This is a genomic window from Promicromonospora sp. CA-289599 (genome assembly GCF_050936155.1).
GTDB lineage: Bacteria > Actinomycetota > Actinomycetes > Actinomycetales > Cellulomonadaceae > Promicromonospora.
Genome location: NZ_JBNJNI010000001.1, coordinates 4,146,107 through 4,168,058 on the forward strand (window position 1 = coordinate 4,146,107; position 21,952 = coordinate 4,168,058).

23 protein-coding genes and 1 tRNA gene are annotated in these 21,952 nt (G+C 71.3%); 10 read left to right on the top strand and 14 right to left on the bottom strand.

The features are described from left to right. Nucleotides 1-66 precede the first annotated feature (66 nt). The 3 genes from ACQEVI_RS18410 (at nucleotide 67) to ACQEVI_RS18420 (ending at nucleotide 2,700) form a co-directional block, all read left to right on the top strand. A complete protein-coding gene (locus ACQEVI_RS18410; protein WP_432901415.1) occupies nucleotides 67-1,515 on the top strand; it encodes a nicotinate phosphoribosyltransferase in 1,449 nt (482 codons plus the stop codon). A gap of 127 nt (nucleotides 1,516-1,642) precedes the next feature. Continuing rightward, a complete protein-coding gene (gene clpS / locus ACQEVI_RS18415; RefSeq protein WP_116674082.1) occupies nucleotides 1,643-1,951 on the top strand; it encodes an ATP-dependent Clp protease adapter ClpS in 309 nt (102 codons plus the stop codon). Next, nucleotides 1,948-2,700, top strand: coding sequence for a DUF2017 family protein (locus tag ACQEVI_RS18420; protein WP_432901417.1), 753 nt, complete (start codon nucleotides 1,948-1,950; stop codon nucleotides 2,698-2,700). Before clpS ends, ACQEVI_RS18420 begins: the two co-directional genes overlap by 4 nt. 15 nt (nucleotides 2,701-2,715) lie before the next feature. Here ACQEVI_RS18420 and ACQEVI_RS18425 read toward each other — a convergent pair whose 3' ends face one another. Both ACQEVI_RS18425 and murI read right to left on the bottom strand, forming a co-directional pair. Next, nucleotides 2,716-3,543, bottom strand: a complete 828-nt coding sequence (locus tag ACQEVI_RS18425) for an MBL fold metallo-hydrolase (protein ID WP_432901419.1) — start codon at nucleotides 3,541-3,543, stop codon at nucleotides 2,716-2,718. Next, a complete protein-coding gene (gene murI / locus ACQEVI_RS18430) occupies nucleotides 3,543-4,346 on the bottom strand; it encodes a glutamate racemase (protein WP_432901421.1) in 804 nt (267 codons plus the stop codon). The genes ACQEVI_RS18425 and murI overlap by 1 nt, the downstream gene beginning before the upstream one ends. A gap of 500 nt (nucleotides 4,347-4,846) precedes the next feature. Between murI and rph the strand changes: the two genes are divergently transcribed. Both rph and rdgB read left to right on the top strand, forming a co-directional pair. Then, nucleotides 4,847-5,596, top strand: a complete 750-nt coding sequence (gene rph / locus ACQEVI_RS18435; RefSeq protein WP_432901423.1) for a ribonuclease PH — start codon at nucleotides 4,847-4,849, stop codon at nucleotides 5,594-5,596. Nucleotides 5,597-5,630: 34 nt separating this feature from the next. Next, entirely contained in the window at nucleotides 5,631-6,299 is a 669-nt protein-coding gene (rdgB, locus tag ACQEVI_RS18440) for an RdgB/HAM1 family non-canonical purine NTP pyrophosphatase (RefSeq protein ID WP_432901425.1), read from the top strand. Here rdgB and ACQEVI_RS18445 read toward each other — a convergent pair. Beyond that, entirely contained in the window at nucleotides 6,296-6,670 is a 375-nt protein-coding gene (locus tag ACQEVI_RS18445; protein ID WP_432901427.1) for a DUF3054 domain-containing protein, read from the bottom strand. The two genes, rdgB and ACQEVI_RS18445, sit on opposite strands and share 4 nt — an antisense overlap. 179 nt (nucleotides 6,671-6,849) lie before the next feature. Here ACQEVI_RS18445 and ACQEVI_RS18450 point away from each other — a divergent pair, with 179 nt between their 5' ends. Then, nucleotides 6,850-7,854, top strand: a complete 1,005-nt coding sequence (locus tag ACQEVI_RS18450) for a trypsin-like serine peptidase (protein ID WP_432901429.1) — start codon at nucleotides 6,850-6,852, stop codon at nucleotides 7,852-7,854. 79 nt (nucleotides 7,855-7,933) lie between these two features. Here the strand turns inward: ACQEVI_RS18450 and ACQEVI_RS18455 are convergent, their stop codons facing one another. From ACQEVI_RS18455 to ACQEVI_RS18480, 6 genes are all read right to left on the bottom strand, one after another. Beyond that, nucleotides 7,934-9,139, bottom strand: a complete 1,206-nt coding sequence (locus ACQEVI_RS18455; protein WP_432901431.1) for a sulfotransferase family protein — start codon at nucleotides 9,137-9,139, stop codon at nucleotides 7,934-7,936. Between the two features lie 97 nt (nucleotides 9,140-9,236). Further along, nucleotides 9,237-10,046 carry a LytR/AlgR family response regulator transcription factor gene (locus tag ACQEVI_RS18460; RefSeq protein WP_432901433.1) on the bottom strand — a complete coding sequence of 270 codons (810 nt, stop codon included), beginning with the start codon at nucleotides 10,044-10,046 and terminating at the stop codon, nucleotides 9,237-9,239. Between the two features lie 4 nt (nucleotides 10,047-10,050). Next, the gene (locus ACQEVI_RS18465; protein WP_432901435.1) at nucleotides 10,051-11,409 is read right to left on the bottom strand and encodes a histidine kinase; all 1,359 of its coding nucleotides are present in this window, start codon (nucleotides 11,407-11,409) and stop codon (nucleotides 10,051-10,053) included. Then, nucleotides 11,396-13,126, bottom strand: a complete 1,731-nt coding sequence (locus ACQEVI_RS18470) for a solute symporter family protein (protein ID WP_432901437.1) — start codon at nucleotides 13,124-13,126, stop codon at nucleotides 11,396-11,398. Before ACQEVI_RS18470 ends, ACQEVI_RS18465 begins: the two co-directional genes overlap by 14 nt. Further along, entirely contained in the window at nucleotides 13,123-13,491 is a 369-nt protein-coding gene (locus tag ACQEVI_RS18475) for a hypothetical protein (RefSeq protein WP_432901439.1), read from the bottom strand. Before ACQEVI_RS18475 ends, ACQEVI_RS18470 begins: the two co-directional genes overlap by 4 nt. Nucleotides 13,492-13,500: 9 nt before the next feature. Beyond that, nucleotides 13,501-13,926, bottom strand: a complete 426-nt coding sequence (locus ACQEVI_RS18480; protein ID WP_432901441.1) for a hypothetical protein — start codon at nucleotides 13,924-13,926, stop codon at nucleotides 13,501-13,503. Nucleotides 13,927-14,238: 312 nt separating this feature from the next. Between ACQEVI_RS18480 and ACQEVI_RS18485 the strand changes: the two genes are divergently transcribed. The 3 genes from ACQEVI_RS18485 to ACQEVI_RS18495 all read left to right on the top strand — a co-directional run bounded on the left by ACQEVI_RS18485 (nucleotide 14,239) and on the right by ACQEVI_RS18495 (nucleotide 18,035). After that, nucleotides 14,239-14,580 carry a DUF4212 domain-containing protein gene (locus ACQEVI_RS18485; protein WP_432901443.1) on the top strand — a complete coding sequence of 114 codons (342 nt, stop codon included), beginning with the start codon at nucleotides 14,239-14,241 and terminating at the stop codon, nucleotides 14,578-14,580. Beyond that, entirely contained in the window at nucleotides 14,577-16,247 is a 1,671-nt protein-coding gene (locus tag ACQEVI_RS18490; protein ID WP_432901445.1) for a sodium:solute symporter family protein, read from the top strand. Before ACQEVI_RS18485 ends, ACQEVI_RS18490 begins: the two co-directional genes overlap by 4 nt. A 156-nt stretch (nucleotides 16,248-16,403) precedes the next feature. Beyond that, nucleotides 16,404-18,035: an ATP-binding cassette domain-containing protein gene (locus ACQEVI_RS18495; RefSeq protein ID WP_432901447.1), complete on the top strand. Its 1,632-nt coding sequence runs from the start codon at nucleotides 16,404-16,406 to the stop codon at nucleotides 18,033-18,035. On the opposite strand, the gene ACQEVI_RS18500 is transcribed toward ACQEVI_RS18495, so the two are convergent. Both ACQEVI_RS18500 and ACQEVI_RS18505 read right to left on the bottom strand, forming a co-directional pair. Then, on the bottom strand, nucleotides 18,032-18,682 hold the full coding sequence (locus ACQEVI_RS18500; protein ID WP_432901449.1) for a hypothetical protein: 651 nt from the start codon (nucleotides 18,680-18,682) through the stop codon (nucleotides 18,032-18,034). The two genes, ACQEVI_RS18495 and ACQEVI_RS18500, sit on opposite strands and share 4 nt — an antisense overlap. Nucleotides 18,683-18,855: 173 nt before the next feature. After that, complete coding sequence (locus ACQEVI_RS18505) at nucleotides 18,856-19,425, bottom strand: NUDIX hydrolase family protein (protein WP_432901451.1); 570 nt, start codon at nucleotides 19,423-19,425, stop codon at nucleotides 18,856-18,858. A gap of 157 nt (nucleotides 19,426-19,582) precedes the next feature. Between ACQEVI_RS18505 and trxA the strand changes: the two genes are divergently transcribed. Then, nucleotides 19,583-19,945 (top strand): thioredoxin, encoded by a 363-nt coding sequence (trxA, locus tag ACQEVI_RS18510; RefSeq protein ID WP_357505960.1) that lies wholly within the window; start codon nucleotides 19,583-19,585, stop codon nucleotides 19,943-19,945. 97 nt (nucleotides 19,946-20,042) lie between these two features. On the opposite strand, the gene ACQEVI_RS18515 is transcribed toward trxA, so the two are convergent. The 3 genes from ACQEVI_RS18515 to bcp form a co-directional block, all read right to left on the bottom strand. Further along, nucleotides 20,043-20,124, bottom strand: a tRNA-Leu gene (locus ACQEVI_RS18515). Nucleotides 20,125-20,158: 34 nt separating this feature from the next. After that, the gene (locus tag ACQEVI_RS18520) at nucleotides 20,159-21,370 is read right to left on the bottom strand and encodes an acyl-CoA dehydrogenase family protein (RefSeq protein WP_432901453.1); all 1,212 of its coding nucleotides are present in this window, start codon (nucleotides 21,368-21,370) and stop codon (nucleotides 20,159-20,161) included. A gap of 18 nt (nucleotides 21,371-21,388) precedes the next feature. Beyond that, the gene (gene bcp, locus ACQEVI_RS18525) at nucleotides 21,389-21,871 is read right to left on the bottom strand and encodes a thioredoxin-dependent thiol peroxidase (RefSeq protein ID WP_432901455.1); all 483 of its coding nucleotides are present in this window, start codon (nucleotides 21,869-21,871) and stop codon (nucleotides 21,389-21,391) included. Nucleotides 21,872-21,952 lie beyond the last annotated feature (81 nt).

Here is a 21,952-nt window from a genome sequence, read left to right on the forward strand (position 1 = left end):
GAGACAAGACGCCGCCTTGGCCCCGTTCGCGCCGCCCAGGTGGATTCGCTGGCCTACCGTGAGTGCATGACCGACGAGCTTCGGGGCATCGGCGCCTCGCTCACAGACTCGTGGCCTGCTTTCGACAACGGTGTCGAAGAGCCTCGGCCGCTGCCCGCAGCACCTTTGCCGTCGGTGCGTCCGTCGGTCGCGCTCCTGACCGACCGCTACGAGCTGACCATGCTCCAGGCGTCGCTCGCGGACGGTACCGCGCACCGGCACTGCGTGTTCGAGGTGTTCACGCGACGCCTGCCGGCAGGTCGCCGGTACGGCGTCCTGGCGGGGACCGGTCGTGTTCTGGAAGCGCTGCCACACTTCGTCTTCGAGGACGCCGAGCTGGCGTACCTCGAGCAGAACGGCATAGTCGACCGCCGCACGCTGGACTATCTCGCGAGCTACCGGTTCTCCGGCACCATCCAGGGGTACGTCGAGGGCGAGGTGTTCTTCCCCGGCTCGCCGGTGCTGCAGGTGGAGGGCACCTTCGCGGAGGCAGTCCTGCTGGAGACCCTGATCCTGTCGATCCTGAACTACGACTCGGCGGTGGCTTCGGCGGCGTCGCGCATGACGAGCGCGGCGGGCGGGCGTCCCGTGCTGGAGATGGGCTCGCGGCGCGCGAGCGAGCAGGCTGCCGTCGCGGCCGCGCGGGCGGCGGTGATCGGCGGTTTTGCCGGCACGTCCAACCTCGAGGCCGGGATGCGGTACGGGCTGGACACCATCGGCACCGCCGCGCACTCCTTCATGCTGCTGCACGACACCGAGCGGGACGCGTTCGCCTCGCAGGTCGCGTCGCTGGGACCCGGCACCACCCTGCTGGTCGACACGTACGACGTGAAGCAGGGCGTGGCGACCGCCGTCGAGGTGGCGGGCACCGGGCTGGGCGCCGTGCGCCTCGACTCGGGCGACCTCGGTGGCCTGGCGCAGGAGGTGCGCCGGCAGCTCGACGAGCTCGGCGCCCGCGACACGAAGATCGTCGTCACGTCCGACCTCGACGAGTACGCCATCGCGTCCCTGGCCTCCGCGCCCGTGGACGTGTACGGCGTCGGGACGTCGGTGGTCACCGGGTCCGGCGCGCCGACCTGCGGCATGGTCTACAAGCTGGTGGCGCGCGCCGACTCGTCGGGCGTGCTCCAGCCCGTGGCCAAGGCGTCGGCGAACAAGGCGTCGGTCGGCGGGCGCAAGGCCGCCGCCCGGCGCTACGGCCGCGACGGGCACGCCGTCGAGGAGATCATGGTGACCGGCCCGGACGACGCGGTGGCCGAGTGGACGCCGCAGAGCGACGACCTGCGCCCGCTGCTCGCCCCGATGGTCGTCGACGGCGCCGTCGACTCGCGCTGGGTGGGGCCGTACGGGGTCTCCAACGCGGCGATCAACCACGGCATGGTGCGCGCCGAGCTGCCCCGCAGCGCGCGCCGGCTGTCCGACGGCGACCCCGCGATCCCGACGGTGGACCTGCGTCTGGACGACCTCCGCTACTGAGCGGGAGGCGCGAGGTCACAGCCAGGCGACAACTTCGCGAAAATCTTGGACAGGAGTGTCCAGCCGAGGGACGAAACCGCCTAGAGTGAGACCTGTGACTTCTTCCCCACCGCCGCTGCTATCGCCCATGGGGTCAGCCGGGACGGCCGTCGAGGAGGACACCGAGACGGACATCCTCGCGGGGGTCGCTGACCCGTGGGTGACCATCGTCTGGAACGACCCGGTGAACCTGATGTCGTACGTGACGTACGTCTTCGAGAGCTACTTCGGGTACCCGCGCGTCAAGGCAGAACGGCTCATGACTCAGGTGCACAAGAACGGTCGCGCAGTCGTGTCCAGCGGTGGGCGCGAGCGCATGGAGGTGGACGTGCAGGCGATGCACGGATTCGGTCTTTGGGCGACGCTGCAGGAGTCGGGCGCGCGGGGAGCCGCATGACACCGTTCCGCGCCATGCGGCGGGGTTACGAGGCCAGGTTCGAGCCGGTGGAGCGGGTCGTCCTGGCCCGGGTCGCGCGCGATGTCGCGGACATGCTCCGCGAGGAGGCGGGCCTGGACCTGTTCCCCGACGACGACATACTCGGCCTCTCGGCGCACGCCGGCCCGGGCAAGGGACAGGCGTGGGCCAACGGCCTGCTCGCCCCTGACGAGCTGACGGACGCCGACCTGGCCCGGCTCACCGGGGTGACCGGGGTGGGCCGCATCCCGACCGATCCTGCCGCACGGCGGCTGCTGCCGGACGCGAGCAAGGACGACTCGGACATCGCCGACGAGTTCCGCCGGCTGACCCAGAACGACGTCGCGCAGGCGAAGGTGGATCGGCTCGAGGCGTTCGCCGCGCTGCTCGACCTGCCGACAGGTGAGGACGCGCCCTCCCCGCTGGGCCGGCACGGCGCCCCGCCGCCGGTGCGGGTCCCGCGCGAGGACGCCGAGCAGTTCGCGGGGGCGCTCACGGACGTGCGCCTCGTGATCGCCGAGCGGCTCGGGCTGAAGTCCGACGAGCAGGTCATGCAGCTCACCGACGAGATCATGTGGGACCGGCAGGCCGGCCGGGAGATCCCGGTGGCGACGGACGGCCGCGCGGCCCGGCGCTTCTGGTCCGGGGTGTTCGTCGCGGCGGGCTACGCGCAGGAGACCCTGATGGACGTGATGCTCAGCGAGCTGCGGGGGCGGCGTCCGCCGGGCTGAGGACTGCTGGCCGGGCTACAGCTCGTAGACCGTGCCCGGCTCCGCGAGGTCCACCGGGCCCGCGTACGAGCCGCGCGCCTCCGCGAGGGAGTCCGCGGGGTCGTTCCAGACCGGCAGGTGCGTCAGCAGCAGACGGCGAGCCCCCGCCTCGGTCGCCACCTCGCCCGCACGGCGGCCGGTGAGGTGGATGCCGCGCTCGACCCCGTCGTCGCGTCCCTCGAGGAACGCGGCCTCGCTGAGCAGCAGGTCGACGTCGCGCGCGAGCTCGACCACCGACGGGCACGCGTCGGTGTCCCCGGTGTACGCCAGCGTCGTCGTGCCGCCCGACGCCGACGGGCCGGTCACGCGCACGCCGTACGTCTCGACCGGGTGGAAGACCCGGTGCGGCTCGATGGTCAGCGGCCCGATCTCGACCCGCTTGAGGTCGGCCCAGGACCGGAAGTCGAAGTCGTTCTCCATCGACTCGCCCTCGCTCAGTCCGTACGACAGCGCGACGTGCCGTTCCGCGGTCGACGGGCCGAAGACGGGCAGGGGCTGCTCCTTGCGGCCGGTCCGCAACGAGCCGTGCTCGGGGTGGTACCGCAGGTACACGTAGAGGCCCGAGAGGTCGGCGCAGTGGTCGGGGTGCATGTGCGAGATGGAGACCGCGTCGAGCTCCGTGGGGTCCATGAACCGCTGCAGGGCGCCGAACGAACCGTTGCCCAGGTCGAGCAGCACGTTCCAGTCGCGCGCCTCGTGGCCGGCGGCCGCAGCCTCCGCGGCGGTGACCCGCACCAGGTACGACGACGCGGGGGTCGCCGGCCCCGGGAACGAACCGGAGACACCGATAGGGATCAGGCGCATCAGATGGCCTCCACGAGTGAGACCTCAGGGCCGAGGAACCGGCTGGCGAGCTGCCCGAAGGGCGCCGGGTCGCCGGTGGTCAGGAACCGGTGGACGGGTGCGCCGGCGTCGGGCGCGCGCTCCAGGTCGTGTGCGACGAGCGTGCGGTACACGTCCTTGGCGGTCTCGTCGGCGCTGGAGACCAGCGTGACCTCCTCGCCCATGACGTAGGAGATGGCGCCCGCGAGCAGCGGGTAGTGCGTGCAGCCGAGGACGAGCGTGTCGACGCCGGCGGCCTTCACCGGGTCGAGGTACTCGTGCGCGAACTTCTGCACCTCCGGGCCCGACGTGCGGCCCTCCTCGACGAAGCGCACGAACTCCGGGCAGGCCTGGCTCGTGATGGTCAGGCCGGGCGTGACGTGGAACGCGTCGTCGTACGCGCGCGACTGGATGGTGGTGCGCGTGCCGATGACGCCGATCCGGCCCGACCGCGTGGTCGTCACGGCGGCGCGGGCCGCCGGCAGGATGACCTCGACCACAGGGATGCCGTGCCGCTGGGTGTACCGCTCGCGGGCGTCGCGCATCATCGCCGACGACGCCGTGTTGCACGCGATGACCAGCATCTTCACGCCCGCGGCCACGAGCCGGTCCATGGCGTCGAGCGCCATGGCGCGGACGGCGGCGATGGGCTTGGGGCCGTAGGGGCTGTTCGCGGTGTCGCCTAGGTACCGGACCTGCTCGTTGGGCAGCTGGTCCAGGATGGCGCGCGCGACCGTGAGGCCGCCGAGGCCGGAGTCGAAGATCCCGATGGGCGCGTCGTTCACGGGGTGAAGCCTAGCGACGACAACGCGCCGTCACCGGTGCTCGTGAGCCGCGCCACGCGTGACGCGTGACACGTTGCGGCAGGTCAGGACGGTGCACACGGGACCGAGCGATTGGCTGTCCGTCGTCTTCGTAGGCGGTCTGAACCTCTGTGGTCTAGATTTACCGGAATAGTTGGTGTACGGGCAGACTGTTGCAGGTCAGGGTCGTTCGGGGCTGGGGGGGACGCTGTGCGGCACATGCCAAAGTTGATCGCTCTGATCATCCTGATGACCTTCGGCTCTGTGGTCGCAGGGGTCCTGCTCAGTTCCTTCGTTCCTCCGGCCGTGATCGCTGGGCTGTTGATCATTGTGTGTGGTCTGTTGGTGTTCAGGCGCACGCGGTCCGGGACCGACGAAAGCTGACGCGGGCGGTTTGGCGCCGAGATGTGGAATGCCTACCTCCCGGCGTTCATCGCGTACATCTGCCAAGATGCGGGCCATGACGACCTAGGCTGGAGCGCATGACCTCAAGCACCGACATCGTCCGCGCCGACGGGCGCGCCACCGACCAGCTCCGCCCCGTGAAGATCACCAGGGGGTGGCTCGACGAGGCCGAGGGGTCGGTGCTCGTCGAGTTCGGGCGGACCCGCGTGCTGTGCGTCGCCTCGTTCACGGAGGGCGTGCCGCGCTGGCGCAAGGGCTCCGGCGAGGGCTGGGTCACCGCCGAGTACGCGATGCTGCCGCGCGCCACCAACGAGCGCAGCCCGCGCGAGTCCGTGAAGGGCAAGATCGGCGGCCGCACGCACGAGATCTCGCGGCTCATCGGCCGGTCGCTGCGCGCCGTCGTCGACATGAGCGCGCTCGGCGAGAACTCCATCGTGCTGGACTGCGACGTGCTCCAGGCCGACGGCGGCACCCGCACCGCGGCGATCACCGGCGCCTACGTCGCGCTCGTCGACGCCATCGCCTGGGGCCGCCGCCACGGGCACGTCAAGGGCGGCAAGCAGGTGCTCTCCGACACGGTCTCCGCGGTGTCCGTCGGTATCATCGACGGCACGCCGATGCTCGACCTGCCGTACGTCGAGGACGTCCGCGCGGAGACCGACATGAACGTGGTCGTCACGGGCGGTGGCAAGTTCATCGAGGTGCAGGGCACCGCCGAGCACGCGCCGTTCGACCGCGCCGAGCTCGACGCGCTGCTCGACCTCGCGGTGGGCGGCACCGCCGAGCTCGCCAAGATCCAGCAGGACGCGCTCGCGCAGGAGCTCTGACCGCGGGCCGGGCGGTGGCTGGCATGATCGGGGCATGAGCTCCTCGACAGTGCCGCCCGCCGCCCGGATCGTCCTCGCGACCCACAACGCCAAGAAGGTGGGGGAGCTGCGGGCGATCCTCGCCGCGTCCGGCCTCGACCTGTCGGACGGCGCTCTGGTCACCTCGGGCGAGGCCGGTGCGCCGGAGCCCGTCGAGGACGGCGTGACGTTCGCCGAGAACGCGCTCATCAAGGCGCGGGCGGTCTGCGCGGCGACCGGGCTGCCTGCCGTCGCCGACGACTCGGGGCTGGCCGTGGACGTGCTGGGTGGTGCGCCAGGGATCTTCTCGGCCCGCTGGGCGGGCAAGCACGGTGACGACCAGGCCAACCTCGACCTGCTGCTCGGCCAGCTGGGGGACGTGCGCCCGGAGCACCGGCAGGCGGGGTTCGTGTGCGCCGCGGCGCTGGTCACGCCCGACGGGCGCGAGGAGGTTCGGCTCGGCGAGATGCGGGGCCTGCTGGCGACCGAGCCGCGTGGGACCAACGGGTTCGGCTACGACCCGATCCTCGTCCCGGACGAGGCCGTCCCGGGTGACGCGAGCGCGGACGGCGACCGCCGTCGGACCGCGGCAGAGCTGGAGCCGGAGGAGAAGAACGCGATCTCGCACCGCGGCAAGGCGTTCCGCGCGCTGGCCCCGGTGGTCCTCGAGGTGCTGGGCGCCTAGCGAGCGCGACGCAGGGCCGTCACCAGCGTGCGCCAGCCGAGTATGGTGATCGCCAGGAAGACGGCGGTGACCAGTGCGAACGACCAGGCGAGACCCTGGCCCGAGACGCCGCGCAGCAGCAGCCCGCCGAGCACCGTCATGAACCAGATCAGCACGCCCGTCGGCCAGATCCGGGTCGGGTCCTGCCAGGCGCGCGTGATGACCCAGCCGAGCGCGGCGGCCAGGGCGAACGGCCACACCACGCGGCCGAGGGCGGCGACCAGCGACCCGTCGTGCGACGCGATGCCGATGAGGGTGAAGGCGAGGACGGCGACGGCGTCGGCCACTGCGGCGGGCCAGACCGGCATGGTGCGGGGGGCGGTGGTGCTCACGCGTCGAGAGTAGTCCGGGGACGCGCGCGAGCCCGCATCCGGGCAGCTCCGTCGGCAGGGTGATTCACCCGGGTGAAAAGTTTACATGTCGGACATATATAACCCTTGCTCTCGAATCGTCCAAGCCTCAGGATCACTCCGCCCGCCATGTGGCGGACCGTGTGAACTAGGAGGCAGGCATGCGAAGCAACCTCTCCCGCAATCTTCTTGCGGGTCTGGCAGCTCTGGCACTGGGTGGGAGCGTCACCCTCGCGTCGGTCACGCCGGCAGTGGCCCAGCCGAGCGACACCACCGGCAGCGGCGTCGCGGTGCACGACGCGGCGACCACGCGGGCGGCGCACGACAAGGTGGTCGACTACTGGACCCCTCAGCGAATGCGCAACGCCGTGCCGGCGGACGTCCTCGTCGCCGGCAAGGACAAGTCGGCGGCGGGCGACCCGGTCGCCGTCGGCAAGCCGTCGGTCGTCCGCCAGGCCGCGCCTGCCGCGGTCGCGGACTTCACGGGCGGCTACTTCTCGGGCGGTGGCGAGGTCCGGGACACCACGGGCAAGGTGTTCTTCACGCTCGGCGGAACGAACTACGTCTGCTCGGGCAGCGCCGTCACCTCCGGGAACAAGGACGTCGTCCTCACCGCCGGGCACTGCCTCAACGAGGGCCCCGGTGCGTACGCCACGAACTGGGCGTTCGTCCCCGGCTACGACGACGGCGCGCGGCCGTACGGCACCTTCACGGCCCGCCAGCTCATCACGACCACCCAGTGGCGCGACAGCGGTGACTTCGACTACGACTTCGCCTTCGCCATCGTGAACACCGTCGACGGAGCGCACCTGACCGACGTCGTGGGCGGGCAGTCCATCGGCTTCAACCAGTCGCGCGGCCAGTACATGTACTCGTTCGGCTACCCGGCCGGCAGCCCGTACGACGGCTCGGACATCGCCTGGTGCCACGGCACCGTCGTGCAGGACACCTACGGCGGCAGCGCCGACCAGGGCCTGAACTGCAACATGACCGGCGGCTCGTCCGGCGGCCCGTGGTTCGCCAACTACGACGAGTCCACCGGCCTGGGCACGCTCAACTCGGTGAACTCCTTCAAGTACAACGGCGGCAGGCTGCGCAGCTACATGTTCGGCCCCTACCTGGGCACTGTCGCCCAGTCGCTGTACAGCACTGCGGCAAGCAGCTGATGAGCTGACCGGTGCCGCTGGTCGGGCTTGTCGGTCTCGACAGGCTCGACCAGCGGTGCGGCGGGCCCGGCCGGCGGTCTCAGCGCGTCAGGGCCGGGAGCAGGTCCAGGTAGTCGGCGAACGCCGCGTGCACCTGATCCTGGTCCAGCCCGTACCGCTCGAGGTCGTACCGGTGCGGTGCGCGCTGCCTCGGAGCCTCGCGAGCCGCGGCCAGGTTCGCCTCGTCGGCGGCGCCCCACTGCGCGCCGAGCTCCTCGAACAGCTCCGGCAGCGCCGTACGCGGGTCGCCGGTGAGGCGTTCGTACGGCAGGTCGTGCACGACGTCGGACCCCAGGGCGGCGCGCTGCGCGAGGGCGCGGGACACCCCGCGGGACATGATCGCCAGCCACAGCCTGCCGGTCTCGGCCAGGTCGACGGCGTCCGGGCGCCTGTGCAGCCGCTCCGCGGCCTCGGCCATCGAGCACAGCGAGGCGAGGGCAACCTCGGGGGTCCGGTGGGACCAGACGAACCGGGCGTCGGGGAACACGTCGCGGATCGCCGACATGTGAAAGAGGTTCGCCGGGTGCTTCAGCACCCAGCGGCGGGCGGGCCGCTCGTAGGAGAGCACCTGGAGCGCGTCGCGGAGGAACCGGTAGTCCGGCCGGTGGTCGAAGGTCTGCAGGCGTTCGACGTAGTCCGGCGCGGGTACGGCCATGGAGTGCAGCTCCGAGTGGACCCTGATGAAGGTGTCCTCCTCCTCGGCCTCCGCGAAGAGCGGGTGGATGGTGTCCCACGTGGGGCTGAGCCGCGACACCATCGCGTACTTCTTCCGGGTGCGCCGGATCAGCGTGGCCTCCTCCGCGGCGTCGACGGCCAGGCCGAGGTGCGTCATCTCCCAGAGCTTGGGCCCGCGATGGGCGGGCGATCTGGACAGCAGGTTGTACGTGAGGGTGGTGCCCGTCCGGGGCATGCCGACCACGAACACCGGAGCCGCCACGGGCTCCTCGGCGATCCGGGGGTGCCGGGCGCGCAGGTCGCCGACCACCACGCGGTTCTGGACCCGGGACTCCACCAGCGACTGCCCCGCCATCCAGCCGAGCGGGCTCAGGCCGGGAAAGCGCGCGAAGGCGCGCAGGACCAGCCGGAGGTGCTCAAGATCCGCCGCGTACTCGGCGCTCAGCGGTGTGCGGCCACGCGAGGCCCGCGTGATGATCCGGTCGAACACGGCGTCCGGGTCCTTGCGGGTTCGGGTGCCGGGAGTGAGCATCAGGTTGGTCAGGCGAAGGGCAGGCGGGATCTCGGACACGTCTCTCCAAGGGTCGGGCGCTCCCTCGCGGAACGACTGCCCCGTATGGTCCCTGACGCGGCTTTTGTGAGTAAAGGAAAATGCCAGTTCAGGACCGTCAGACGCCCAGCCGGCGGCGCAGCTCCCTGGCCTGTCGCCGGGACACCTCGACCCGGCTGCGCTGCCGGTCGTTCATGACCAGCACCAGCGCACCCTTGAAGTCCGGCACCAGCTCACGCACGTGGTTCAGGTTCACCAGGTAGGAACGGTGCGACCGGAAGAAGTGCCCGCGCAGCCGCCGCTCCAGCTCGTTCAGGGAGAACGTGACCAGCAGCCGCTCGTCGGTCAGCTTGAGGTAGGAGTAGCCACGCGCGGCGCTCGCGTACACGATCGCCGACTGGTCCACGAGCATGGTGCGGCCGTCACGCTGCACGGGCACCCGAGCGAGCGGTTCCGGCTTGGCCGCGTCGCCGCCCCGCTGTCCGGCCTGGCCGCCGTTGGACGTGCTACCCACCCCCGCGGCGTCACCCGCACCCGCCGGGCTCGACTGCGCGTCGTCGGCCCCGGCGTGCTCGAGCGCACGCTCCACCGCGCGGCTCAGGCGTGCGGCGTCGAACGGTTTGACCAGGTAGTCCGCCGCGGCGAGGTCGAAGGCCTCGACCGCATGGTCAGGGTAGGCGGTGGTGAAGATGACCTGGGGTGGGTGCGGCAGGTCGCGCAGCGCGCCCGCGACCTCCAGGCCGCTGCCTCCGGGCATCCGGATGTCCAGCAGCACCAGGTCGTAGGGGATCGACCGCAGGAGAAGGAGAGCCTCCTCACCGTTCGCGGCCTCACCCACCACCTGGACCTGCCCGAGCTCCTCCAGCAGGAAGCGCAGCTCGGCACGAGCCGGTGCCTCGTCGTCGACGATCAGGGCGCGGGGGCGCATGCGGTCAGCGTAGCGGGACGCGTACCTCCACCACCGTGCCCGCACCCGCCGTGGACTGGATGTCCAGGGTGAACCGCTCGCCGAACAGCGTCGTGAGGCGCTCCGAGATGTTCCGCAGGCCGATGCCGCCGCGCGGGCCCGCCTCGCCCTCGGCGCCCCGATCGGCACCGCCGCCCGCACCCAGCGTGTCGAGCACGTCGGCGGTCATGCCGACACCGTCGTCGGTCACGCGGATCGACGTCGTCCGGGTCAGGGGGTCGACACGGGCCTTCAAGGTGACCGTGCCGCCCTCCACCTTGTCCGCCAGGCCGTGCTTCACTGCGTTCTCGACCAGGGGCTGGATGACGAGCACAGGCACGTGAGCGGTGAGAACCTGCGGGTCGACGTCGTATCGCACCCGCAGCCGGTCCCCGAACCGGGCCTGCTCCAGCGACAGGTACGTGCGGACGAAGAAATACTCCTGCGCGAACTCTGCGAGCTGGCCCTCCTGCCGCACGGCGTACCGGAAGAAGTCCGACAGGCGCAGCAGCAGCTGGCGGGCCTCGTCCGGGTCCGTCCGCGACTTCGAGGCGATCGTGTTCAGGATGTTGAACAGGAAGTGCGGGTTGATCTGCGCGCGCAGGGCGTCCAGCCGCGCGTCCGAGGCCAGCTTGCGCTCGCGGTCCGCCTCGGCCAGCTCCAGGTGGAGCGACAGGATGCTCGCCATGTCCTCGACCTGGTCCCGTGGCGCGGGCTCGTCGTGCGTCCGGAAGACGCCGATGGTGCCCACCACGCGCGCGCCCACGACGAGCGGCACGACGACGGCGCTGCGCAGCGGGCAGTCCGGGTCGTCGCACCCCATGCTCGACGCGCGGCGGGACACCACGGTGCGCCCCTTGGCTATCGTGCTCCGCACGATGGCTGCCCGTACCGGACCGCCCGCCGTGTGATGGTCCACACCGGGCCCGACGAAGGCCAGGTTCAGCTCCCGGTCGGTGATCACCACGGCGTCCCCGCCGAGCAGCGGGCGCAGCAGCTCGGCGGTACGGCGGGCGGCGTCAGCGGTCAGCCCGGACCGGAGCGGCATACGGCGTCCACCGGCCACGATCCGACGGCGAGAGCGCTCGACGCCACGTCCCTCGTGTCGGGCGCCGGGGCTCTCGGACCCGTCTCGTGACCGCGACCAGCGCCGCAGCGCCGTGGCCGCACGGGGGCCCCGAAGCGCGGAGGGGTAGCCGAGCACGAGGAGCACGGACACCACGGCGCCTGCCGCCACCGTGGTGCCGACTCCCAGCGGTGGGGACACGAAGACCTGGGTCACCAGGTAGACCACCGCCCACGTGACGCCGATCGTCGCGGCCAGGAGCGCGCTACCCGTCCGCATCGTGCTCTCCCTTGTGCCGGACCGATCGCGAGGACCGGCGTGGTTTCGGTCCGGGGCTCGCGATGGTGAGTCGTGCCAGACGTTCGGCATGCCGGTCGGCAGCCGTGCCGTGCAGCACCAGCCATTGCCGTTCGACGTCGTCCGGAGGCGTCGTCGCCCGCGAGACCAGCCAGGTCACGAGCGCGGCCAGCGGTGCAGCCACGAGGGTCGGGGTCATCAGCATCTCCCCGAGCCCTGGTCCGATCGGCAGGGCGCCCACCACGAACATGGTCACGGACACGAGTCCGCCGACGGTCATGCCGGCGGTGGCGCCCGCCGCCGTCGTGCCGCGCCACCAGATGGCCAGCACGAAGACCGGGGTCAGCGCCGAACCCGCGATGGCGAACGCCCAGGTCACCATCGCCGCCACGATGGAGGGTACGGCGGGGGTGATCTCCGCCGGCTGCATGGCGATGGCCAGGCCGCCCGCCGCGAGTGCGACCACCGCGGTGCTCGCCCGCCCGGCCCACACCGCCTGGCTCTGGGTGGCGCGCGGGTTGATGTGCCGTTCGTAGACGTCGTGGCCCCAGGACGCGGCAGCGGCGAGCAGGAGTCCCGCGATGGTGGACATCACGGCGACCAGTGCGCCGGCCGCGACGACCGCGAGCCCGGAGTCGCCGCCGTAGATGCGGCCCAGCACGGGCAGGGCGTGCTCGGGCACCCGCAGCACGCCGTCGACGGTGAGCTCCTCCAGCCAGGGGTGGTCCTCGACGGCTGCCGCGATCTGCTGGCGTGCTGCCGTACCGAGCATGACGGCGAGCGCGTAGAACAGTCCGGCCAGGCCGAGGACCCACACGGTCGTCATCCGTGCGGCGGTGCCAGTGGGGCTGGTGAAGTAGCGGTTCATCACGTGGGGCAGGCCTGCCGTGCCCATGACGAGCGTGAGGACGAGGGCGAACTGGGCCAGCGGGCCGTAGGCGGCGCCGGGTTGCCCGAAGGTCGCGGGTTGCGTCGGGTCGAGCTGGTTGCTCTCCGGCTGCAGGTGCCATCCGGACTCGTCGTGCACCGGGTTGGCGAGGGGTTCGGCGGACAGGTCCGCGACCGCCCCGGAGTAGTTGAACCCCGACCCGGCGACGACGACGGCGAGCCAGACGAGCGCGCCGAGCAGCACGAGGAACTGGATGGCCTGGGTCCAGGTGGTGCCGCGCATGCCGCCGAACGCGACCAGCCCGGCCACCACCGTGGTCGAGAGGACCACACCCGTGGCGTACGGGGAGAGGCCGGGCAGCCCGTGCCCGACGAGGAGCTGCCACGTGATGCCGCTGCCCACGGCCTGCGGGACGAGGTAGGACAGGATGACGATCTGCACCACGGCGACGGCGACCAGGCGCACGCGCTCCGAGGCGAGGCGCCGGCCGAGGAAGTCGGGGATGGAGAACTCGCCGAACCGGCGCAGCGGTGCGGCGACGAACAGCAGCACGGGGACGAACCCCGCGGCGAACCCGACGGCGTACCAGACGCCGTCGAGGCCCGAGACGTAGACCGCGGCGGCGACCCCGAGGAACGATGCGGCGGAGAAGTAGTCCCCGCAGATGGCCAGGGCGTTCGTCGCGACGCCGACCCGTTGACCGGCCAGGTAGAAGTCGACGGTGGAGGCGCCTCGCGGCCGTACGACGAGCGTGATCACGGCCACCAGCCCGATGAGGGCTGCCAGCGTGCCGACGCTCGCGGCGGTCACGGGGTCTCGCCGTCGCTCGAGTGGGTGCCGTCCGGGTAGGTGTCGCCCGAGTAGCGCTCCTCGTCGTCCTCGCGGCCGCCGAGCATGCGCGCCTCGACCGCCGAGGACAGCGTGGCCGCTGCCAGCCCGATCACCAGGAAGAAGGCGTACAGTCCGAACGCCGCCATGGCGAAGCCAGGGCTCATGCCGCCGGCGAGGCGTCCGCCCGACCACCAGCCGAGCGTGAGCGTCAGGGCGGGGACGCCCGTCACGACGGCCAGGAACAGCACGAAGTGCGTGATGGCGACGCGCCGCAGCGTGCGGAACGTGGCGTCGACCTCGGCCGGTGTGTCGTGCTCGTCGACGTCGTCGTCGTCGTGCTCCATGGGAGGAGACTATGCGTCAGGCGTCCGGTGCAGGCGCCAGGCGGTGCTCAGGAGGATCACCGCGCCGCCGGCGATCATCACCAGGCCCATACCGGGCCACACCCTGCCCCAGGAGTCGGTGTCGGCGCTGACCCGCACCATCTGCACGAGGTTCCAGACGACGGCGAGCGCGCAGGGCGCCGCGACGACGAGGCAGTGGCCGATCGCCACTCGTCGGAACGGCAGGACGGCGCCGGCGAACGCGAGGGGAGCGACGAACATCGTCGCCCAGCCGAGGTAGCTCGCGTGGCCAGGGATGTGTCCCAGCGGCGTGCTGATCCAGGGCAGGACCGACCCGATCATGACGCACAGCCCGCCGATGGCCATTGCCAGGCTGCCGGGATGAAACACACGGCGGCGCACGGCGGTACCGGAAGTGCTCGACGTCGAGGACATGAGGCGATCGTAGGGCTGCCGGGCCGTCCTGGGACCCCCGCTCGGGCCCCGCTCTGCCGAACGGCAGCTCCCGTTCAGCGAACGGTCGAGAACGCGTCTCGAACGGTCGGGTGAAGATTCCCGGAACCGTTCGTGGCCCTGAACGACCGCTCGCGGGGCCGCGCCCGCCGTCCGGCTGGTCGGCTCTTGCGCCGCGGCGGCGTCTGCCCTTGGCTCAGGCTCGGGGGCACTGTGATCCGCACCACAGTGCCTCCGGCCGGCAGCTGGGGCTGCCGGTCGGAGGCACCACGACACGCAAAGGAGCGTCGAGACATGGCCGACACGAACGAGAGTCCGCCGGGCGGAGCGCCGCCGGACGGCGGGGGCGTCGCCCTGCCGGAGAACGGCTGGCGCAAGGAGTACTGGAAGAAGAACCTCCGGCTGATGGTGGTCCTGCTGATCGTCTGGTTCGCGGTCTCGTTCGGCGCGGGGATCCTGTTCGTCGAGCAGCTCAACGAGATAGTGATCGCGGGCTTCCCGCTGGGGTTCTGGTTCGCGCAGCAGGGTTCGATCTACACCTTCATCCTGCTGATCCTCATCTACGCCCTGCGCATGGACAGGCTTGACGACGAGTACGGCGTCAGCGAGCGCAACGACGACGGGAGCCGGTCATGAGTGACATCCAGACCTGGGCGCTCATCTTCGTCTCGGCGTCGTTCGCGCTGTACATCGGTATCGCCTGGCGCAGCCGCGTGAAGGAGACCAAGGGCTTCTTCGTCGCCGAGCAGAACATCCCCGCCGTCGCGAACGGCGCAGCCGTCGCGGCGGACTGGATGTCCGCCGCGTCGTTCATCTCGATGGCGGGCCTCATCGCCTTCCTCGGGTCGGACGGCTCCATCTACCTGATGGGCTGGACGGGCGGCTACGTGCTGCTCGCCCTGCTGCTCGCGCCGTACCTGCGCAAGTGGGGCAAGTTCACGGTTCCTGAGTTCGTCGGTGACCGGTTCTCCGAGACCGTGCGCTCGGTGTCCGCACTCGTCGCGATCATCGTGTCGTTCACCTACGTGGTGGGGCAGATGGCCGGCGGCGGCATCGTGTTCTCCCGGTTCCTCCAGGTCGAGCAGGGCGTCGGCGTCGCCATCGCGGCGGCCGTCATCTTCGCGTACGCGGTGTTCGGTGGGATGAAGGGCATCACCTGGACCCAGGTGGCCCAGTACACGGTGCTCATCGTCGCGTACCTGATCCCGGCCTGGGCAGTGGCGCACACGATGACCGGGTTCCCGGTGCCGCAGATCTCGTTCGGCGAGATCCTGGCCGAGCTGAACCGGGTCGGTGCCGAGTTCGGGCTGCCGGTCTACACCGAGGCGTTCACCGCACGGCCGCAGATCGATGTCTTCCTGGTGACCCTGTCGCTCATGATCGGCACCGCCGGTCTGCCGCACGTGATCATCCGGTTCTACACGACCAAGACGGTCCGCGGGGCGCGCTACTCGGCCCTGTGGGCGCTGGTCTTCATCGGCATGCTCTACACGACCGCCCCGGCCGTGGGTGCGTTCACCAAGCTCAACCTGCTCAACGGTGTGCAGGGAGCCGCGGTCGACGCGCTGCCGTCCTGGGTGCAGAACTGGATGGCGACAGGTCTGATCACCGTGGGTGAGGGCGTCGACACGATCGGCACGGTCAGCAACAACCCGGACTCGGGTGCCGACCTGATCATCAACAACGACATCCTGGTGCTGGCCAGCCCGGAGATCGCGGGCCTGCCCGCGCCGATCGTCGGGCTCGTCGCGGCCGGTGGCCTGGCGGCCGCCATGTCGACGGCGGCCGGCCTGCTGCTGGTCATCTCGTCGTCGGCGTCCCACGACCTGTACTTCCGGTACGTGGACCACAACGCCTCGGAGGCCCGGCGTCTCCTGGTCAGCCGGATCGCGATGGGCATCGCGGTGCTGGTCGCGATCTACTTCGGCATCAACCCGCCGGCGTTCGTGGCCCAGGTGGTCGCCTTCGCCTTCGGGCTCGCCGCGTCGACCTTCTTCCCGATCCTGCTGCTCGGGATCTTCTGGAAGAGAGCCAACGCGGCGGGAGCCGTCTCGGGCATGCTCACCGGCCTCGTCTTCACCGCGACGTACATGATCTACACGCTCCCGGTGTTCGGCACCCAGGCCAACGACCACATCATGGGCGTGAGCCCCGAGGGCATCGGTGCCATCGGCGCGGTCGTGAACCTGGTGGTCACGGTGATCGTGTCGCTGGCGACCAAGCCACCGTCGCACGAGGTGCAGGAGATGGTCGAGAACATCAGGTACCCCGCCGTCGCCCGCCGGACGGAGACCTCTGCCTGATCGTCTCGCTGTGGGTGCGCGGCACATCCGCCCCTGGATACCCCCCGCTGCGCACCCACAGCGTCCGCCGATGCCCGATGCCTCACCGGCGTCGGGCATCGTGCTGTGCTGGTCCGGCCTGTCGGCCTGCTCCGGAACGGCCCGTAGGCTTGGCGGATGCATCTTGTCGCCCAGGACCTGGCCTTCGCGTACCCCGGGCGGGACGTGCTGGCCGGCGTGAGCTGCACGGTGAACGACGGCACGCGGCTCGGCGTCGTGGGCGAGAACGGGTCCGGCAAGTCCACGTTCCTGCACCTGCTCGCCGGTGACCTGCAGCCGAGGTCGGGCGAGGTCCGGCGGCACGGTTCGGTGGCCCTCGTCGAGCAGGAGCTGCATCCCGCACCGGGCCAGACCGTCGGCGACGTCGTCGCGGCCACGCTCGACGGCCTGCGGACGGCGGCCGCCGAGCTCGAGGCCGCTGCCGCCGCGTTCGACCACGGCTCGGGCGACCTCGCGGTGCTCGAACGCACCCTGTCGCTCGCCGAGCACCTCGCGGTCTGGGACGCCGACCGGCGCGTCGAGGTGGCGCTCACGCGGCTCGGCGCGCCGCGCGACCCCCGCCGTCGGCTCGACCGGCTCAGCGTGGGGGAGCGGTTCCGCGTCCGCCTCGCCTGCCGCCTCGCCGAACGCTCCGACCTGCTCCTGCTGGACGAGCCCACCAACCACCTCGACGACTCCGCCATCGAGTACCTCACGGGCGAGCTCGTGGCGTGGCGTGGCGGCGTCGTCCTGGTCACGCACGACCGCGAGCTGCTCGACGACGTCGCCACGGGGATCCTCGACCTCGACCCGTCCTGGGACGGCAAGCCGGTGCTCTACGGGCAGCCGGGCTACCTGACCTATCGGTTCGCGAAGAACCAGTCCCTGCACCGCTGGCGCCAGCGCTACCGGGCCGAGCGCAAGCGGGCGGCGGCACTCGCCGAGCGGCTGGACGAGTCGTACGAGGGCCTGTCCGACGAGTGGCGCCCGGGAAAGGGCTCGCAGAAGCATCGCCGCGCCACCCACGCCCGCATCCACGTCAAGGCCGCTGACCGGCTCGTCCAGAAGCTCGAGGCGGAGGCCATCGAGGTGCCGAGACCGCCGGTGGAGCTGGGCTTCCCGGACCTTCCGGCGATGTCCGCGGGCTGGGACCCCAGCCACCCCGTGGTGGAGGTGCGTTCGCCGCGCGTGGGCGGCGGCGGCGGCGCCCGCCTCGACCTGCCCGGCACCCGGGTGGCCGTGCCGCCGTCCGGCCGGCTGCTGGTCGTGGGGCCGAACGGCACGGGCAAGTCGACGCTGCTCGGGGCGCTGGCCGGCACCCTTGAGCTGGACCGGGGGACGCGGTTCGTCGCGCCGGGGGCGCGCATCGGCGTCGTCGGGCAGGAGAGCGCGCCGATCACCGGCAAGGCGCGCCTGCGGACCGGTTTCGAGACGTACGCCGACGAGGCGCTCCGGCTGCTCGCCTCGGGCGAGCTGGACCCGGACCACGTGGTGCCCGTCGCGGGCCTCGGCCTGCTCAGCGAGGAGGACCTGGACCGGCCGCTCGCCGAGCTGTCCGCGGGCCAGCGCCGCAGGTTCGAGCTCGCGCGGGCGCTGCTGCACGCGCCGCACCTGCTGCTCCTGGACGAGCCGACCAACCACCTGTCGATCGACCTCGTCGACGAGCTGACCCGTGCGCTGCAGGTCACGCCGTGCGCGGTGGTCGTGGCCACCCACGACCGCCGCATGCGCTCGGACCTGGAGGACTGGCCGGTCCTGGACCTGAGCTAGGGCTCCCGGGCCGTCGCGGGCATCGCCGGGTGTCCGAGGTACTGGCGGATCTCCGCGGTGAGCCTGCGCATCTCCTCGTCGGCCGTGTCCACGTGCGACTGGTCGAGCGTCACTCCGAGCAGGTATCTGCCGGAGTGCTCGTGCACCTCGATGACGAACACGGCACCCTTCTCGACGTCGAGGACGAGCCGGACGAGGCGTCCGCTGTCGAGCTCGTCGAAGTCGTCGTCGAGATGGGCCATGAGGGCCTTGAGCCGCGTGCCGTAGTTCTCGTAGATGTGGCGGTGTCGGTCCGGTGCGGCCAGGCCGACGAGCGGCGCCAGGTCGGGGTGGTCCAGCACGTCCACCCGGAAGAGGCCCTTGCCGCGCGCGTGGTACGCGACGTAGTGCAGTGACGAGACGCCGAGCCGGGACGCGCACAGGGTGACCACGCCGTCGGTCTCCGGGCCGTACGGCGCGAGCGCGTGGTGGGTGACGTGCTCGGCGGGGACCTGCGCGACGTCCGGCCGCGCCCGCTTCTCGGCGCGATGCTTGCGGTACTCGGTGAGCCGGTCCACGGCGAGCAGCAGGCCCGACCCGCCCGCCAGGACACCGACGAAGATCGCACCCCGTCGCACGCTGAAGCTCTGGTCCAGCATGGAGGCCATGCTGAGCTCCACCAGGAACGGCAGGAGCAGGCTTCCGCCCAACCCTGTGGCCAGCCGCCCCGCGACCCTGTGGCGCCCCATCATGCTCCCGTCCGGGCACCGACCGTCGGGCGCCTGGGACGTTATACCGCAGGTAAGGAGGAATCGGGCATCACGACACCGACGTCACGGCGCTACGGCAGCCTGCCCACGTGGGCCATCGCCTGCTTGATCAGCATGCCCTGGCCGTTCATCATCTCGGCCTGGACGTCGTCGGCGCACGCCTCCTCCGGCGTCAGCCAGGCGAGGTCCAGAGAGTTCTGCTGGGGACGGCAGTCGCCCGTCACCGGCACCACGTACGCGAGCGACACCGCGTGCTGGCGCGGGTCGTGGAACGCGGTGATGCCCGGCGTCGGGAAGTACTCGGCGACGGTGAACGGCTGCGGCGACGGCGGGACCTGCGGCAGCGCGACAGGACCGAGGTCCTTCTCGATGTGCCGCAGCAGCGCGTCCCGCACCCGCTCGTGGTACATGACGCGGCCGGAGACCAGGGCCCGCGTCATCACGCCCTGCGTGTTCACGCGCAGCAGCAGGCCGACGGCGACCACGTCACCCGAGTCGTCGACCCGGACCGGAATCGCGTCGACGTAGATGAGCGGGAGCTGTGCCCGCACGACCGCGAGGTCCTCGTCCGTCAGCCATCCCGAGGCCTGGGAGGGGTCGCGGTAGAAATCGTCCTGGGGGTAGTCGGCAGTGTCCGTCACGGGGTCCGTTCTACCAGTTCGCGCCTCGCGGCGCCCTACCCCCGCGCCGTCCGGACCGGCGCGGGGTGTCGCGCCGCTCACTGAGGCGCTGTTCCCGGAATAGCTGAGGGCGAAACCGTGCTGCACCAGGGAGACGTACAACGAGAGGAAACGCGACATGGCAACCGTCGACATCACCGATGCCACGTTCGAGAAGACAGTCAGCGACAACGGGATAGTCCTCGTGGACTTCTGGGCCGACTGGTGCCCGCCGTGCAAGATGTTCGGCCCCGTCTTCGAGGCGTCCTCGGAGAAGAACGACGACATCGTGCACGCGAAGATCGACACCGACGCGAACCCCGGCATCTCGTCGGCCGCGCAGGTGACGTCCATCCCCACGCTCATGGCGTTCCGCGACGGCGTGCTGGTGTTCCGCCAGGCGGGCGCGCTGCCGGCCAAGGGCCTCGCCGAGGTCGTCGAGGCCGTCCGCGGCCTCGACATGGAGGTCGTGAAGAAGGACCTCGCGGCCCAGCAGAACTGACCTGGCCCGTCGGTCCGTCCGGCAGAGCAGACGGCGACGGCCGCTTCCCGCACGGGAGGCGGCCGTCGCCGTCTGCAGGCAATCTGCAGGCAAGGAGTGCGCGAGGGGGGACTCGAACCCCCACGTCCGAAGACACCAGGACCTAAACCTGGCGCGGCTGCCAATTACGCCACTCGCGCGCGGCGCACAGTCTACGGGTAGTGAGCGTGCAGGTCAGCGGAACGCGGCGAGTCCGGTGAGGTGTCGTCCGAGCACGAGCGTGTGGACCTCGTCGGTGCCCTCGTACGTGCGCACCGACTCCAGGTTGCTGGCGTGCCGCATCGGCGAGTGGTCCAGCGTGATCCCGTTGCCGCCCAGCACCGTGCGCGCCTCGCGACAGATGTTGATGGCGATGCGCGCGTTGTTGAGCTTGCCCGCCGAGATCATGTGGCCCTCCAGCCGCCCGGCGTCCTTGAGCCTGCCGAGGCGCAGCGCCATGAGCTGCGCCTTGGTGATCTCCAGGGCCATGTCCACGAGCTTGGCCTGCGTGAGCTGAAAGCCCGCGATCGGCGTGCCGAACTGCTCGCGCCCCTTGGCGTAGGCCAGCGCGGACTCGAACGCGTCCCGTGCCGCACCGACGGTGCCCCACACGATGCCGTAGCGCGCCTCGTCCAGGCAGGCGAACGGCCCCGCCAGGCCGGGGTGCTCCGGAAGCAGGGCGTCCGCGGGTACGCGGACACCCTCCAGCGTGATGTCGCACTGCACGGACGCGCGCATCGAGAGCTTCGGCTCGATCGGCACCGCCGCGAACCCCGGGGTCGACGTCGGCACGATGAACCCACGGACCCGGTCCCGTTCGCCGCCGCCGTCGGACGGTTCGGCGACCTTTGCCCAGATGATCGCGATGTCCGCGAACGAGGCCATGCCGATCCACCGCTTGGCGCCGTCCAGCACCCACTCGCCGCCGGCGTCACCGCCCTCGCTGCCCGGCACGAACCGGGCTCGCGTGGTCATGCCCGCCGGGTCCGAACCCGCGCCCGGCTCGGTGAGGCCGAAGCAGCCCACCACCTCACCGGTCGCCATGCGGGGGAGCCACTGCTGCTTCTGTGCCTCGGAGCCGTGCTTGTGGATCGCCGACATCGCCAGCGAGCCCTGCACCGACACGAAGGTGCGGATGCCGGAGTCGCCGGCCTCCAGCTCCTGCGCGGCCAGCCCGTACTCGACGGCGGACCGGCCGGCACAGCCGTACCCGTCGAGGTGCATACCGAGGAGGCCGAGCTCGCCCAGCTCAGGCACCAGCTCCTGCGGGAAGTGCGCGTCGGCGAACCAGCGAGCGATATTCGGCCGGACGCGCCGGTCCACGAACTCGCGGACCCGGTCGCGGGTGGCCAGCTCCGAGTCGCTCAGCTCCGAGTCGATGTCGAGCAGGTCGGCGGGGGAGCCCATCAGCGCTGCGCCTTCGTCTCAGTCATCGAGCCCGAGGACCTTGCGGATCCGGGCCACGTGGCCTGTCGCCTTCACGTTGTAGAAGGACTCGGCGACCGTCAGGTCCGGGTTCACCACGAAGGTGGAGCGGATGACGCCGACATACGTCTTGCCGTAGTTCTGCTTCTCGCCCCAGGCGCCGTACGCCTCCAGCGTCGCGTGGTCCTCGTCGGACGCGAGCGGGAAGGTGAGCGCCTCGGCGTCGGCGAACTTCGCCAGCTTCGCCACCTTGTCGGGGGAGATGCCCACGACGGCGTAGCCCGCGCCCAGCAGCGACGCCTCGGAGTCGCGGAAGTCGCACGCCTCCTTGGTGCAGCCCGGCGTCGCGGCCGCCGGGTAGAAGTACACGATGACGCCCTTGGTCGTGTTCTGCGCCAGGTCGGCCAGGCTGACGGTGCCGCCGTCGGCGGTCGGGAGCGTGAAGTCGGGAGCCTTGTCCCCGGTCTCGAGACGTGTGGTCATGTCCGTAACGGTAGCCGCCCCGCGGCGCGACGGCGGTCCGCCGGGCGGGACCTGTGGACAACCCTGTCCGCGGGTCGCGTA

Bases quoted from the DNA above. Each gene is read 5' to 3' on its own strand.
- ACQEVI_RS18410 (WP_432901415.1), top strand. From the start codon at position 67: ATGACCGACGAGCTTCGGGGCATCGGCGCCTCGCTCACAGACTCGTGG.
- clpS (WP_116674082.1), top strand. From the start codon at position 1,643: ATGGGGTCAGCCGGGACGGCCGTCGAGGAGGACACCGAGACGGACATC.
- ACQEVI_RS18420 (WP_432901417.1), top strand. From the start codon at position 1,948: ATGACACCGTTCCGCGCCATGCGGCGGGGTTACGAGGCCAGGTTCGAG.
- ACQEVI_RS18425 (WP_432901419.1), bottom strand. From the start codon at position 3,543: ATGCGCCTGATCCCTATCGGTGTCTCCGGTTCGTTCCCGGGGCCGGCG.
- rph (WP_432901423.1), top strand. From the start codon at position 4,847: ATGACCTCAAGCACCGACATCGTCCGCGCCGACGGGCGCGCCACCGAC.
- rdgB (WP_432901425.1), top strand. From the start codon at position 5,631: ATGAGCTCCTCGACAGTGCCGCCCGCCGCCCGGATCGTCCTCGCGACC.
- ACQEVI_RS18450 (WP_432901429.1), top strand. From the start codon at position 6,850: ATGCGAAGCAACCTCTCCCGCAATCTTCTTGCGGGTCTGGCAGCTCTG.
- ACQEVI_RS18460 (WP_432901433.1), bottom strand. From the start codon at position 10,046: ATGCGCCCCCGCGCCCTGATCGTCGACGACGAGGCACCGGCTCGTGCC.
- ACQEVI_RS18465 (WP_432901435.1), bottom strand. From the start codon at position 11,409: ATGCGGACGGGTAGCGCGCTCCTGGCCGCGACGATCGGCGTCACGTGG.
- ACQEVI_RS18475 (WP_432901439.1), bottom strand. From the start codon at position 13,491: ATGGAGCACGACGACGACGACGTCGACGAGCACGACACACCGGCCGAG.
- ACQEVI_RS18480 (WP_432901441.1), bottom strand. From the start codon at position 13,926: ATGTCCTCGACGTCGAGCACTTCCGGTACCGCCGTGCGCCGCCGTGTG.
- ACQEVI_RS18485 (WP_432901443.1), top strand. From the start codon at position 14,239: ATGGCCGACACGAACGAGAGTCCGCCGGGCGGAGCGCCGCCGGACGGC.
- ACQEVI_RS18490 (WP_432901445.1), top strand. From the start codon at position 14,577: ATGAGTGACATCCAGACCTGGGCGCTCATCTTCGTCTCGGCGTCGTTC.
- ACQEVI_RS18495 (WP_432901447.1), top strand. From the start codon at position 16,404: ATGCATCTTGTCGCCCAGGACCTGGCCTTCGCGTACCCCGGGCGGGAC.
- ACQEVI_RS18500 (WP_432901449.1), bottom strand. From the start codon at position 18,682: ATGGCCTCCATGCTGGACCAGAGCTTCAGCGTGCGACGGGGTGCGATC.
- trxA (WP_357505960.1), top strand. From the start codon at position 19,583: ATGGCAACCGTCGACATCACCGATGCCACGTTCGAGAAGACAGTCAGC.
- ACQEVI_RS18520 (WP_432901453.1), bottom strand. From the start codon at position 21,370: ATGGGCTCCCCCGCCGACCTGCTCGACATCGACTCGGAGCTGAGCGAC.
- bcp (WP_432901455.1), bottom strand. From the start codon at position 21,871: ATGACCACACGTCTCGAGACCGGGGACAAGGCTCCCGACTTCACGCTC.